The 14,470-nt window shown below is 42.1% G+C and carries 15 protein-coding genes; 13 read left to right on the forward strand and 2 right to left on the reverse strand.

Translation table 11 applies throughout. From position 1 onward, the window contains the following. The first annotated feature begins 165 nt into the window (after positions 1–165). Positions 166–423 (forward strand): hypothetical protein, encoded by a 258-nt coding sequence (locus tag Xsto_RS21375; RefSeq protein WP_169926600.1) that lies wholly within the window; start codon positions 166–168, stop codon positions 421–423. A gap of 112 nt (positions 424–535) precedes the next feature. After that, positions 536–1,933, forward strand: coding sequence for a multidrug transporter subunit MdtD (gene mdtD, locus Xsto_RS06530; protein WP_099124452.1), 1,398 nt, complete (start codon positions 536–538; stop codon positions 1,931–1,933). Between the two features lie 45 nt (positions 1,934–1,978). Here the strand turns inward: mdtD and rbsK are convergent, their stop codons facing one another. After that, on the reverse strand, positions 1,979–2,908 hold the full coding sequence (rbsK, locus tag Xsto_RS06535; protein WP_099124453.1) for a ribokinase: 930 nt from the start codon (positions 2,906–2,908) through the stop codon (positions 1,979–1,981). Positions 2,909–3,215: 307 nt separating this feature from the next. On the opposite strand from rbsK, the gene ravA reads away from it, so the two are divergent. Together ravA and viaA are read left to right on the forward strand one after the other, a co-directional pair. Continuing rightward, complete coding sequence (gene ravA / locus Xsto_RS06540) at positions 3,216–4,718, forward strand: ATPase RavA (RefSeq protein ID WP_099124454.1); 1,503 nt, start codon at positions 3,216–3,218, stop codon at positions 4,716–4,718. Between the two features lie 4 nt (positions 4,719–4,722). Beyond that, positions 4,723–6,180, forward strand: coding sequence for an ATPase RavA stimulator ViaA (viaA, locus tag Xsto_RS06545; protein ID WP_099124455.1), 1,458 nt, complete (start codon positions 4,723–4,725; stop codon positions 6,178–6,180). A gap of 27 nt (positions 6,181–6,207) precedes the next feature. Here the strand turns inward: viaA and asnA are convergent, their stop codons facing one another. Continuing rightward, entirely contained in the window at positions 6,208–7,200 is a 993-nt protein-coding gene (asnA, locus tag Xsto_RS06550; RefSeq protein WP_099121050.1) for an aspartate--ammonia ligase, read from the reverse strand. Between the two features lie 166 nt (positions 7,201–7,366). On the opposite strand from asnA, the gene asnC reads away from it, so the two are divergent. The 9 genes from asnC (at position 7,367) to atpH (ending at position 14,463) form a co-directional block, all read left to right on the forward strand. Next, positions 7,367–7,828: a transcriptional regulator AsnC gene (asnC, locus tag Xsto_RS06555; protein WP_099110088.1), complete on the forward strand. Its 462-nt coding sequence runs from the start codon at positions 7,367–7,369 to the stop codon at positions 7,826–7,828. Positions 7,829–7,920: 92 nt separating this feature from the next. Continuing rightward, complete coding sequence (mioC, locus tag Xsto_RS06560) at positions 7,921–8,361, forward strand: FMN-binding protein MioC (protein WP_099110087.1); 441 nt, start codon at positions 7,921–7,923, stop codon at positions 8,359–8,361. A gap of 373 nt (positions 8,362–8,734) precedes the next feature. After that, positions 8,735–10,624, forward strand: a complete 1,890-nt coding sequence (mnmG, locus tag Xsto_RS06565) for a tRNA uridine-5-carboxymethylaminomethyl(34) synthesis enzyme MnmG (protein ID WP_099124456.1) — start codon at positions 8,735–8,737, stop codon at positions 10,622–10,624. 12 nt (positions 10,625–10,636) lie between these two features. Continuing rightward, complete coding sequence (gene rsmG, locus Xsto_RS06570) at positions 10,637–11,251, forward strand: 16S rRNA (guanine(527)-N(7))-methyltransferase RsmG (RefSeq protein WP_099124458.1); 615 nt, start codon at positions 10,637–10,639, stop codon at positions 11,249–11,251. Positions 11,252–11,866: 615 nt separating this feature from the next. After that, positions 11,867–12,244 (forward strand): F0F1 ATP synthase subunit I, encoded by a 378-nt coding sequence (gene atpI, locus Xsto_RS06575; RefSeq protein WP_099110084.1) that lies wholly within the window; start codon positions 11,867–11,869, stop codon positions 12,242–12,244. Between the two features lie 31 nt (positions 12,245–12,275). Continuing rightward, complete coding sequence (gene atpB / locus Xsto_RS06580; RefSeq protein ID WP_099110083.1) at positions 12,276–13,100, forward strand: F0F1 ATP synthase subunit A; 825 nt, start codon at positions 12,276–12,278, stop codon at positions 13,098–13,100. 49 nt (positions 13,101–13,149) lie between these two features. Next, entirely contained in the window at positions 13,150–13,392 is a 243-nt protein-coding gene (atpE, locus tag Xsto_RS06585) for a F0F1 ATP synthase subunit C (protein ID WP_038266976.1), read from the forward strand. Positions 13,393–13,446: 54 nt separating this feature from the next. Next, complete coding sequence (gene atpF / locus Xsto_RS06590) at positions 13,447–13,917, forward strand: F0F1 ATP synthase subunit B (RefSeq protein WP_099110082.1); 471 nt, start codon at positions 13,447–13,449, stop codon at positions 13,915–13,917. Between the two features lie 12 nt (positions 13,918–13,929). Next, positions 13,930–14,463, forward strand: coding sequence for a F0F1 ATP synthase subunit delta (gene atpH, locus Xsto_RS06595; protein WP_099124460.1), 534 nt, complete (start codon positions 13,930–13,932; stop codon positions 14,461–14,463). Positions 14,464–14,470 lie beyond the last annotated feature (7 nt).

Here is a 14,470-nt window from a genome sequence, read left to right on the forward strand (position 1 = left end):
ACTCTTCAATTAAAAGTTTGATGCTCAAAGAATCGTTACTGTTAGTTCGTAATGAATTAACTGCTTCAGTCACTCTTCAAGACTTTAATCTTTTTTTGCCTTTCGGCTGTCGATAGTGTCTTGCGAGTGCCCACACAGATTGTCTGATTAATTTGTTAAAGAGCAATGGCAACCGAACCTTTCGTTCCGGGTTGCGAGGCTGCGTATCTTACGCTTTTTGCCTCCGGAGTCAAGCGATTATTTTCGCTTTCCTGCCGCTGGCCTTCGCGGCATGTTGCAGCTCAGCGTCGGTCAGTGGTGGCGCATTATAGGGAGTTTTTCGGCCCTGACAATAGTTTTTTTGCATTTTTTTTTCGTTCGTTTTTTTTTTCAACAAATTCAGCAAAAATGTTCATTTTGAATTCAATTATTGATGGCATCTAAAGCGATTTTAAAATTCATGCTGCGAAACTAGAAATCTACTGGGTATATTTTTATGCATTAAAATGATACTTAGTTACCAAATAATCATCATGACAACATCACAGGACATCTAATGGTCAAATCTGCGCGCAGCATGTCCGGATTGCCTTGGATTGCAGCAATGGCTTTTTTTATGCAATCCCTGGATGCAACAATCCTGAATACCGCACTTCCGGCAATTGCAAAAAGCCTAAACCACTCTCCATTAGCAATGCAGCCAGCTATTGTCAGTTACACATTAACTGTAGCAATGTTGATTCCAGTCAGTGGTTGGTTAGCAGATAGGTTTGGTACTCGGCGGGTTTTCATTTATGCCGTGTCCTTATTTTCTTTAGGTTCTCTTGCCTGTGCATTATCCAGCTCACTTTCTTTTTTAGTCATTTCACGCGTTGTGCAGGGGATCGGCGGCGCAATGATGATGCCCGTTGCTCGTTTGGCTTTATTACGGGCTTATCCGCGTAGCGAACTATTATCTGTGCTGAATTTTGTCACGATGCCCGGATTAGTAGGCCCTATTTTAGGACCTCTGCTTGGTGGGGTATTAGTAACTTATGCAACTTGGCACTGGATATTCATTATCAATATCCCCATTGGCTTATTAGGCATTATTTACGCCAAAAAACATATGCCCAACTTTACTATGCCAAAAAGTCCCTTTGATTTTGCTGGATTTGTGATGTTCAGTTCAAGCTTAGTGATGATTTCAGTCAGTCTGGATTTATTTGGTAATAGCCCATTACCGAACTATGTTCCCGCTGTAGTATTCGCTTCCGGGATTATGATGCTATTCGGGTATTGTTTTTATGCCAAAAGACACCCCAACCCACTTATCAGTCTTAGTTTATTTGAAACTAGGACATTCTCGGTTGGTATCGGCAGTAATATTGTGACGCGTTTAAGTACTGGCTCACTTTCTTTTCTTATTCCGCTGATGCTACAGGTAGGTTTCGGTTATTCAGCTATTATTGCAGGCATTATGATGGCACCGAATGCCATTGGCGCTATTCTAGCCAAATCTTTTGTCTCTCGGATACTGTCACGATTCGGATACAGAAATACCTTACTCTGGATCACAATCATTATCGGTCTCATGATTGCCCAGTTTTCGCTGCAATCCCCAGAACTGTCACTCGTGTTTTTGATTATCCCTCTATTTATATTGGGAATGGTTATGTCTACTCAATTTACAGCGATGAACACAATTACTCTTGGTGACTTAAACGATAATAATGCAAGTACTGGGAATAGCCTGCTTTCTGTAGCCCAACAATTATCCATTAGCTTAGGGGTCACAGTCAGTGCGGCAATCCTGCGGTTTTATGATGCAACAAATTATGGTTCTACTATAGATAACTTTCACTATACCTTTCTTACGATAGGTATGATTACGCTAACTTCTGCCTTTATCTTTCTGTTCTTAAAGAAAGAGGATGGTATCAACTTGGTTAAGAAAAAGCGGCCTAAAAAATGATGTTACGCCCGCAAGGCGGGCAACGTACTTTGATGATTATTCCGGTTAACCTTGCTCAGACAAAAACTCATCAACTTCATTTCGCCAAGGAATAGAAGGCTGTGCTCCACGACGAGTCACTGCTATCGCCGCCGCTGCATGGGCAAAACGAATTGCTGATAAAATTTCTTTTCCTTCTAATAGTCCCGTAACCAAAGCTCCATTAAATGTATCTCCTGCAGCAATCGTATCGATAGCTTTTACCTGAAACCCAGCAATCACTTTACCTTGCTTACCTTGTTCGCTGAGCCATACTCCACGACTCCCTAATGTAATGATAACTGTCTCTATTCCTTTATTATGCAGAACATGAGCCGCTTTTTCTGCTCCTGAATCATCTGTTACGGCAATACCTGTCAGATATTCTACTTCTGTTTCATTAGGAGTAATAATATCTACCAGAGAAAGTAGTTTATCTGAGATTTTTTGGGCTGGAGCAGGATTAAGGATCACTTTGGTATGATATTTTTTCGCTATCTCCGCAGCCAACAATACAGTCTCTAATGGTGTTTCCAACTGCAGCAGTAACGCATCTGCCTCCCTAATAACTTGTTCATGGTAGCGGAGATATTTTGGTATCAGTGCACCATTTGCACCCGCATTAATACCAATAACATTTTCGCCCTGTTGATTAACAAAAATCAGAGCGACTCCTGTTGTTTCACCTTCAATCATTTCTATGGCAGAAGTATTGATATTATCTTCTATTAATTGCTGACGAATACGTTGACCAGCATCATCCTGACCAACACAGGCAATAAATGTAATATCAGCCCCACAGCGACCAGCAGCAACTGCCTGATTTGCACCTTTTCCCCCGAATGCTACCTGATACTGTTGCCCCTGCACCGTTTCCCCTGCCTGAGGAAACGATTTAAGATTCAATATATGATCGACGTTAATACTTCCCATCACTACCAGTTTTGCCTTACGCATTATATTTACTCCTGTTCAAGGATCCTTCAGTTATCAAAAATAACAATCGTACAATGACAATGATTTTTAGTAATACACTCTGTGAACGGTAATAGTGGTATCAGTTTTTGTTCTCGATAAATATCTACATCTTTTACAAGTATCACTTCAGATACCCCACAAAGTTAATGCTAAATCAATTCCATAGGTAGAACCAGAAATTGGCAGTGCAACAAAAATTCAACAAATATTCATCAAAACCTTTGCATAGATAGTTTTTTACCTATAAATAAAGGAGAGTTACTATTTGAGCTATGGTGTTCACGATATGCAATTGGTTGAGAAAATAGCCCGGCTAAGTCAGTATCTGGAAAGTGGGTTGTATGAAAGACGACAGACCATCAGGCTTTGTCTACTGGCTGCTTTATGTGGAGAAAGCGTTTTCCTTCTCGGACCTCCGGGCATAGCCAAGAGCCTAATCGCGCGTCGGATAAAATTTGCTTTTCAGAATGCCCGTCATTTTGAATACCTGATGACACGTTTTTCCACCCCGGAAGAGATTTTCGGCCCTCTCTCTATTCAGGCGTTAAAGGATGAAGGCCGTTACCAGCGTCTTACTGAAGGCTATTTGCCTGAGGCTGAAATTGTTTTTTTAGATGAAATCTGGAAAGCAGGGCCTGCTATTTTAAATACGCTACTAACAGCAATAAATGAAAAAAAATTCAGAAATGGCAATCAGGAAGAACAATTACCAATGAGGTTGTTGATCACCGCGTCTAATGAACTACCTGATGCCAATAATGGCCTGGAAGCACTTTATGATCGCATTCTGATCCGGCTTTGGCTGGATAATATTCAGGAAAAGAAAAGTTTTCATGCTTTACTCACAGATCACAGCAATGAAAATACCAATCCTGTACCCGATCACTTTCAAATTATCCATGAAGAGCTTGATCAATGGCAGAATAAAATCAGCCACATCTCCCTTCCGATCCCTATTTTCGAGTTGATCTATCAGCTGCGTCAGCAAATTAATGCTATGGAAAATACGCCTCATACCTCGGATCGCCGATGGAAAAAATCTATTCGTTTGTTACAGGCCAGTGCTTTTTTCAGTGGAAGAAACTCTATATCTCCCCTGGATCTCGTTCTACTAAAAGACTGTCTATGGCACGATCTGAATACTTTAAAACTTACCCCTCAACTTCTGCATAATTTACTGACAGAACAAGCTTATCAACAACGCTCTTTAACCCACAAAATGGAAGTTCTATACCAACAGTGGATGAAAGCCAGACAAGATGAAACCCCTCATCCACCTTTACAGCTAACCACAAAATTATCAGTTTTTGGTCACCATACTTACTATTTGCTCCCTGAAAATATAATCGGTGAGAAGCTGACACTATTTCTGTCACCTTCATTAAATTTACATGATCTCGCTGTTAATTTTATCGAAGTAGATAAATCTCATCTGGAAAAATCCCTTAAAAAGAACAGTGACACTTTATCTGTCCGGTTAAATGGAATTGGTTTTCCACAAAAAATTCCTTTTGAAGTTAACAAAAAAAATCAAATTGAAATGCTGGATATCAGCCGAAATAGTGCAGTGTTATGTCTATCTGAACAAAAACAGATAACCCTGAAAAAAGAGCAGGTACAGTGGAAGGAAAAACTCTTATCTATTGGCGATGAAATCCAACACCAGCATCAATTGTTTAGCCAACATCAGCCCTGCTTATTTATCGAGACACATTGGCTGGCTGATATTGAGCTAAGTTTTTCCCAATTAACCGAGGAGCTTCAGAAATTGAGATCAAAAATGGGGTAATGACATGCTAACTCTGCCTGCTCTCGATCTTCTACTCGCCATAAATGAAAGCGATTTGATCGAGGAAATTATCTTAACATTCTTAAACACTCCTCAATTGATCATCTTCTTTAAAAATTTTCCCGGAATAAAACAAGCATTACTGAAAGAAATTCCAGACTGGCGAAAAACATTGCAGCAAAGGATCGAGGAAACCTTTATTCCTCCACCTCTGGCTGAGGAATTTTATTTATATCAACAAGTAACAATAATGGAACCTGCTGAGTTTTTTCAGAAATTACCCCACATTGTTGAAAAGATAGAAAAAATTAAATCCTCTTTTGCTAATGATGCTTATAAATTATGTCAGCGATCATTTCAGGGCAGCAAAGCTGGGCACATATTGTTTATTCAACACTGGCGCGCATGTCTGATCCATCAAACAACGGCAATTCATAAGACATTATTGGAACAAGAAAAGGATCTTTTTCTGACAGAGATCCAGAAACGATTAGTAATAGCAAATCATCTTGCTCCTATATTCAATGAAAATGATCAAGCTGCGGGGTGCCTATGGGATATGAGCAAAGGCCAGTTTCAGCCTACAGAACATAACATATCGCTACTAACTCAATATTCTGAGTTTCTTAGTCAACAGCCAGAATTGGAAAGACTGACTCAACTACTGGGTCATAGCCAAACGGCTAAATCACTTCCTAAAGACAGCCCTGCTCTGGAGTCATTCACACAAACTGAACGTATTCCTGATACTGTGCCAGAACAAGTCAGCGGACTTCACCAAGGTGATGACATTCTGAGAGTTCTGCCTACAGAGCTGGCCATGTTAGGGATTGAAGAACTGGAGTACGAATTTTATCGTCGACTAGTTGAAAAAAAACTACTGACCTATCGCTTGCAGGGAAATAGTTGGCAAACAAAAACTGTTTTAAAACCTGCTATTCATCATCACAACGAAAAGCAGCCCAGAGGACCATTTATTGTCTGTGTGGATACTTCCGGTTCGATGGGAGGCTTCAATGAACGTTGTGCAAAAGCATTTTGCCTTGCTTTGATGCGTATCGCACTGGCTGATAACCGCCAGTGTCATATCATGCTGTTTTCCACAGATATCATTCATTATGACTTAACATCGCAGAATGGGCTGACTCAGGCAGTGAATTTTCTGGGGCAAACATTCAGGGGAGGAACTGATCTGGCCTTCTGCCTAGAAACGGTAATAAGAAAAATGGAACAACACATCTGGAAAGATGCTGACGCTGTTGTAATTTCAGATTTCATTGCCCAGCGTTTACCGGGCGATCTAATCCATCAGGTACAAAATCTGCAACAGCACCAACAACACCGCTTCCATGCGGTCTCCCTGTCCAATTACGGGAAACCCGGTATCATGCGAATATTTGATTACATCTGGCGCTTTGATACCGGGATTACAAGCCGTTTACTGCGAAAGTGGCAGCACTGAAAACTTAATCCTTTCAAAAAAACAGAATTACAGGACACCTTCGACAGATTCAATCACTTCTGGTGACCAAACACCACACTGAACCTGACCAATATGCGCCATTTGCAGCAGCAGCATCACTAAACGGGACTGACCAATACCACCACCGATAGACTGTGGCATCTCACCTTTCAGCAGAGACTGGTGCCAGTCGTACTGCAAGCGATCTTCATCACCGGACAGTGCAAGCTGACGCTCCAGCGCTTCAGCATCAACACGGATCCCCATTGAAGAAATTTCAAAAGCATCCTGCAAAACAGGGTTCCAGACGATAATGTCACCGTTCAGGCCAAGGAAACCATCGCTGTTTGTTGTTGTCCAATCGTCATAGTCCGGTGCACGAACATCATGTGCCTGACCATCAGACAGCTTACCGCCGATTCCCATCAGGAAAACAGCACCAAATTCTTTTGCAGCCGCACGCTCACGACCTTTGGCATCCAGATCTGGGTAACGTTTCAGAAGCTCTTCACTGTGCATGAAGTGAATTTGATCTGGCAGGAACGGTGCCAGACCAAACTCCTTACTTACTGCTTGTTGTGTTTCTTTTATCGCTTCGTAGATTTTACCCACTGTCTGTTTTAAATAATCGAGTGAGCGGCAACCTTCACCCACTACTTTTTCCCAATCCCACTGATCAACAAAGACCGAATGGATAGGAGTCAGGCGATCCTCATCAGGACGCAGAGCCTTCATATGCGTATACAATCCTTGTTCTGCCTGAAAACCAAAGCGGCCCAGAGTCTTACGTTTCCATTTAGCCAGAGAATGAACCACTTCAAACGTAGCATCAGGCAGTGTCTTAACCTTCACCTGTACCGCTTTTTCGTGGCCTGACAGGTTATCCTGCGTACCATCACCAAGACGGCTCAGAATTGGCCCCTGCACTTCGATTAAACCAAGTTGCTTCTCTAGCAAACGTGAAAAGTAAGATTTCACAAAACTAATCTGCTGCTGTTTTTCAATAAAGGATGTTTTCATGATGCTGCTCTCTAAATTTTTTAGTGACCCTGTGTCCTGTTGATATATATTAAGCAACAAAACAGAGTATAAATTCAATATCTGATAATAAAAATATACACTAATGCAGATAAACGATAATTTTTACACTATAAAAATGAATATCATTTAAAAATAGGGATTAAAAATGGCAGAAATTTATCAGATCGATAATTTAGACCGAGACATACTTCATGCTTTAATGGATAACGCGCGTACACCTTACGCTGAACTAGCCAAAAAATTCGCAGTCAGCCCGGGCACGATCCATGTTCGCGTAGAAAAAATGAAGCAGGCGGGAATTATTTCCGGCACTCGGGTTGATATTAGTGCTAAACAACTTGGGTTTGACGTATGCTGCTTTATTGGCATCATCCTGAAAAGCGCGAAAGACTACCCAGCAGCATTACAAAAGCTCGATATGCTGGATGAAGTCGTTGAAGTCTATTACACAACAGGGCATTACAGTATTTTTATCAAAGTCATGTGCCGGTCTATCGAATCTCTTCAAGATGTACTTATTAACAAGATCCAAACTATTGACGAAATACAGTCAACGGAAACACTGATCTCACTACAAAACCCGATCATGAGGACTATCAAACCCTGATCCTGAAAAACCTATAACCATATTATCCACAGGTAGATCCCGACAGACTCACAACGTACAATAGTTGCTCTTTAAATTTAGCAAGGATCATGATGAGCACGATAACCTTAATCAGCGGAAGCACAATGGGCAGCGCTGAGTACGTTGCTGAGCATATGGCAGAGATCTTGGATAATCTTGGTTTTTCAACAGAGATACTACATGGCCCTTCACTGGATGATTTGCCTCTGAATGGGCTATGGATTGTCGTCACATCAACACATGGGGCAGGGGATTTACCTGAAAATCTTCAACCTCTCGCCAATGAGATCGTACAGCAGAAACCTGATCTGAGTCTTGTAACATTTGGCGCTGTCGGGATTGGAAGTTCAGAATATGACACATTTTGTGGTGCAATAAGATCATTGGAACAATTATTAGAAGATCAGCAGGCAAAAAGGATCGGCGATCGACTGGAAATAGACATCCTGCAACACGAAATTCCGGAAGATCCAGCTGAAGAATGGGTCAAAGAATGGGCAAAGTTACTCTGATCAGATTAATTTTTTAGCGATCAACTGTGGATAACTTAGCTAAAAAGCAGGGGTTAACCCGTAGTTATCCATTTAATAATCATGTTTCAATCTAGCGGTTGTGTATAACTAGCTATTTAGATCCCAGCTTATACTGAGTTGGATCACGGATCATTCACAGCAAATGATCCTTTTCAGCATCATGATCTTTCTATGGAAAATCCACTTATCCACAGATGATCGCGATCCTAATAAAAGATCTAATAAAGAGATCTTTAAATAAAAAGATCTTATTTTAAATAATGACGATCACTCCTACTTGGTCTAATGGCCAAACTTGAGTAGAATTCTCTCCCCAATGCAAACTAGCATTCTTACAATTGAAGGTTCGCACATGTTTTATCCAGAACATTTTGACGTCATCATTATCGGCGGTGGTCACGCTGGTACTGAAGCAGCAATGGCAGCCGCACGTATGGGGCGTCAAACCTTATTACTGACTCACAATATTGATACTTTGGGCCAGATGTCATGTAATCCAGCCATTGGTGGGATCGGTAAAGGGCATCTGGTAAAAGAGATCGATGCACTTGGCGGCCTAATGGCAAAAGCAACGGATCTGGCTGGTATTCAGTTCAGAACACTTAATGCCAGCAAAGGCCCGGCAGTTCGTGCAACACGTGCACAAGCTGATCGTGTACTGTATCGACAGGCTGTAAGAACTGCACTGGAAAACCAGCCTAACTTGATGATCTTCCAGCAGTCAGTCGAAGATCTCATCGTTGAAAATGATACCGTTACCGGTGTTGTTACTCGTATGGGGCTGAAATTCAGGGCAAAATCTGTTGTTCTGACAGTTGGTACTTTCCTTGATGGAAAAATTCACATTGGTCTGGAAAATTACAGCGGCGGACGTGCCGGTGATCCTCCAGCGATCGCTTTATCACATCGTTTACGTGAATTGCCTTTGCGTGTTTCCCGACTGAAAACAGGTACACCACCTCGTATCGATGCAAGAACCATTGATTTCAGCCAACTTGAACAACAATTTGGTGATAACCCAACACCTGTATTTTCTTTCATGGGAAATAGGGATCAACATCCACAACAGATCCCGTGTTACATCACTCATACCAACGAAAAAACCCATGAAGTGATCCGCAATAATTTGGATCGCAGTCCGATGTATGCGGGGATCATCGAAGGGATCGGCCCACGCTACTGCCCTTCTATCGAAGATAAAGTGATGCGTTTTGCCGATCGTAATGCGCACCAGATCTTCCTTGAGCCAGAAGGGCTTACCAGCAACGAAATTTATCCTAATGGGATTTCAACCAGCCTGCCATTTGACGTACAGATGCAGATAGTCCACTCCATGAAAGGTATGGAAAATGCACGGATTATCCGTCCTGGTTACGCGATCGAATATGACTTCTTCGATCCACGGGATTTGAAACAGACACTCGAAAGCAAATTTATTAATGGTTTGTTCTTTGCAGGCCAGATCAACGGTACAACCGGTTACGAAGAAGCCGCGGCTCAAGGATTATTGGCCGGTCTAAACGCTGCCCGTTATGCTACTGAAGAAGACGGTTGGTTTCCTCGTCGTGATCAGGCTTATATCGGTGTGCTGGTTGATGATTTATGTACCTTAGGAACAAAAGAACCTTACCGAATGTTCACATCACGCGCGGAATATCGTTTGATGTTACGTGAAGATAACGCCGATCTACGTTTGACAGAACAAGGCCGTGAACTAGGGTTAGTTGACGATATGCGTTGGGAACATTATTCCCGTAAAGTTGAAATGATCGAGCAAGAGCGCCAGCGTCTGAGTAATATTTGGGTTCATCCACACTCTGAAAGCCTGGATGAGATCAATCAAGTGCTGAAAACCCCATTGTCCAAAGAAGCCAATGGTGAAGATTTACTCCGTCGCCCGGAAATGAACTACGAATTGCTAACATCAATGCCACGTTTTTCACCGGGGCTGACTGAACCTCAGGCAGCAGATCAGGTTGAGATCCAGATTAAATACGAAGGTTATATTGCCCGGCAGCTGGAAGAGATTGAAAAACAGCTACGTAACGAAAACACAGTATTGCCTGTTGACCTTGATTACAAACAAGTCAACGGACTTTCGAATGAAGTTGTTGCAAAACTGAATGACCATAAACCAAGTACAATTGGTCAGGCTTCACGTATTTCTGGCATTACACCGGCAGCGATCTCCATCTTGCTGGTATGGTTGAAAAAACAGGGTTTATTGCGTCGTAGTGCCTAAGAGGACAAAGTTTTGTTTAACAAATTGGAATCGTTGTTAGCGAAGACAGACATTATTTTATCGTCGGAGCAAAAACAGCAACTTGTTGACTACGTTAATATGCTCAACAAATGGAACAAGGCTTACAATCTGACATCTGTTCGTGATCCGGAACAAATGCTGGTTCGCCATATTATGGATAGCATTGTCGTTAATCCATTCCTTCAGGGAACTCGCTTTATTGATGTTGGAACAGGGCCCGGCTTACCGGGCATTCCACTGGCAATTGTACGGCCTGACTCTCATTTCACCTTACTGGATAGTTTGGGGAAACGCGTCCGTTTTCTACGCCAGGTTCAACATGAGTTAGGGCTCACTAACGTTGAGCCAGTACAGAGCAGGGTTGAGGAATTCACTCCTGAGGTGCTTTTTGATGGAGTGATCAGCAGGGCTTTTGCATCTTTGCAGGATATGCTGTCATGGTGCCATCACCTTCCTAAAGCCACTGATGGGCGCTTTTATGCGCTGAAAGGCATAGTGCCGGAAGAGGAGTTGACTCAGTTACCTTCGGGGATCAGTCTTGATGCAGTCATTCCGCTTTTGGTTCCTGAGCAAGAAGGGCAGCGCCATTTGGTGGTACTTAAGTAAAACAGATTTTGTTGTTTATCAATAAAAGTTTAAATAATTAGTGACGTCAGCCACAGTTATATTGTTACGGACGTTACTAATTATCTTCCCTATCTTTTCATATTTATTTACCGATAGATCACAGAAAAATAACTTTCATTTTATATTGAGCAAATTGTTCTTTCTAAGAAGAGACATCCATTTTCTTTATAAATAAATTTTAGAGAAAGTGTTCAAAATAAACCTTTAAGATTTTTTGCTGATATATTGAATAAAACTTTATAGCTATAATATTAATTATTTGATTTTATATAGAAAAAATAAAAGGCAGCCATCACAAATTTAATGGTAAACGGTATTAATGTTTTGATTGAATGTGATATGTATCACGTTTGTTTTTGGGCTCGATAGATTAAACGTTACAAAATACTAAATAGTATTTGTGAGCAATCTACCATCAAAGTTAGAAATTTAAATTATTATTCACTTTTTCGCTACTTATGGATTGAATTCATTTCGTCTGCCCGTATAATTTGCACGTTTTTGTCACTTGACACTCTTAAGCAAAGACAGTTTTATACAACATTCAGCAAAGCCTGATATGTAATGGTGTACTTCAGGGAGAAAACAAAAGTCATGTCTGTATCCCTTTATAGCGGTAAAATTGCACTGAAACTGTTGCTTTTGCAGTTAATGACTTTTGTTATTCTCAGTGCGGCTTTTTATACCAGAAGTATCGAATGGGGCGTTTCTGCTTTTGCTGGTGGGTTAGCATTTTGGCTGCCAAATGTCATTTTTATGCTGCTCACTCACTTTCAAAAGGTAAAAGAAGAGGGTGTACCTGTACGCATTGCATGGTTCTTCGCTATTGGTGAAGGGGTTAAAGTTATCACCTCGATAGCTATGCTGATAGTTGCCTTAGGGGTGTTCAAGGCGGCATTTGCACCACTTGGTGTGGCCTATTTAGCGGTGCTGATTGTGCAGATCATCGCACCTGCCGTAATGAACGGTTAGTGTTTTTAACAATAAAAGGGTAAAAAGCATCATGTCTGCATCAGGAGAAGTTTCAACTTCAGAGTATATAAGTCATCACCTGAGACACCTTCAGTTAGACTTGCGTACCTTTGAGTTGGTCAATCCCCAAGCTAGTGGCTATGAAGCGACGTTCTGGACGTTGAACATTGACTCGCTTTTTTTCTCCGTCGTATTAGGGATGTTGTTTCTGTTTGTATTCAGGAAGGTTGCCGTTAATGCCACTGCTGGCGTGCCGGGTAAATTCCAGACTGCAGTAGAAATGATTATCGGTTTCGTTGATAACACTGTTCGTGATATGTATCACGGAAAGAGCAAAGTGATTGCCCCTCTGGCTTTGACTGTGTTCGTCTGGGTGTTTTTGATGAACGCATTGGATTTGCTACCAATCGATCTTATTCCTTTAATCGGTGAACATGTCTTCGGCCTGCCTGCTCTGCGTATTGTTCCAACAGCAGATGTTAGTGTCACTATGTCGATGGCGCTTGGCGTCTTTGTCCTCATCCTATTCTATAGCATTAAGATGAAAGGAATCGGTGGTTTTGCGAAAGAGCTGGGGTTACAGCCTTTCAATCATCCTCTGTTTATTCCTATTAACTTAATTTTGGAAGGGGTTAGCTTGCTGTCTAAACCTATATCACTCGGTCTGCGACTGTTTGGTAATATGTATGCCGGCGAACTGATCTTTATTCTTATTGCGGCTCTCTTACCGTTTTGGTCACAGTGGATGCTCAGCTTACCATGGGCTATTTTCCACATACTGATTATTACGTTACAAGCCTTTATTTTCATGGTTCTGACGATTGTTTATCTGTCGATGGCATCTGAAGAGCATTAATTTTATCAATCATTAATAGTGTTTTAACTGAAACAAACTGGAGACTGTCATGGATATAAACATGGATCTGCTGTACATAGCTGCCGCTATTCTGATGGGTTTGGCTGCTATCGGTGCTGCGATCGGTATCGGCATCCTTGGGGGCAAATTCTTGGAAGGTGCAGCTCGTCAGCCTGATCTGATCCCTCTGCTGCGTACTCAGTTCTTTATCGTTATGGGTCTGGTTGACGCCATCCCGATGATCGCTGTGGGCCTGGGCTTGTATATGATGTTCGCTGTCGGTACCAAGTAACTTACAGAACTGAAAATTAAGCCGATTCATTAATTGAAATAGAGGTATTGTGCCGTGAATATTAACGCAACAATCCTCGGCCAGGCCATCGCGTTTGTCCTGTTTGTTTTGTTCTGTATGAAGTATGTATGGCCACCAATCATGGCGGCCATCGAAAAGCGTCAGAAAGAAATTGCTGACGGTTTGGCTTCAGCAGAGCGTGCTAAAAAGAACCTGGACTTAGCGCAAGCCAATGCGACCGACCAACTGAAAAAAGCGAAAGCAGACGCACACGCTATCATCGAACAGGCTAATAAACAAAGAGCCCAGATTATTGATGATGCAAGGACTGAAGCTGAGCTGGAACGTAGCAAAATAGTAGCGCAGGCTCATGCTGAAGTTGAAGCTGAAAGCAAGCGTGTTCGTGAAGAGCTACGTAAACAGGTTGCGCTGTTGGCTATCGCAGGTGCCGAGAAGATCATCGAACGTTCCGTGGATGAAGCTGCTAACAGCGACATCGTTGATAAACTGGTCGCTGAACTGTAAGGAGGGAGGGGCATGTCTGAATTTGCTACTGTAGCTCGCCCCTACGCCAAAGCAGCTTTTGACTTTGCTGTGGAACACCAATCTCTCGAACACTGGCAGAACATGCTGGCGTTCGTTGCAGAGGTAACCCGCAATGAGCAGGTTGGTGAGCTGCTTTCCGGTTCATTAGCACCGGAAACGTTAGCCAATACCTTTATCACTTTATGTGATGATCAGGTAGATGAGCATGCTCGTAACTTTATTCGTGTCATGGCAGAAAATGGTCGCTTGCTGGTATTGCCAGAAGTCTTCCTGCAATTTATCCAATTGCGTGCATCACTGGAATCAACAATTGATGTTGAAGTGATATCTGCGTCCGAACTGAATGAGCAGCAGCAGGCTAAAATTTCTGCGGCGATGGAAAAACGTCTGTCACGCAAAGTGAAGCTGAATTGCAAAATTGACAAGTCTGTTATTGCCGGCGTGATTATCCGTGCGGGTGACATGGTGATCGATGGCAGTATTCGTGGCCGTCTGGATCGTTTAACAGACGTCTTGCAGTCTTAAGGGGACT

Origin of the sequence: Xenorhabdus stockiae (genome assembly GCF_002632825.1) — a bacterium.
Lineage (GTDB): Bacteria > Pseudomonadota > Gammaproteobacteria > Enterobacterales > Enterobacteriaceae > Xenorhabdus > Xenorhabdus stockiae.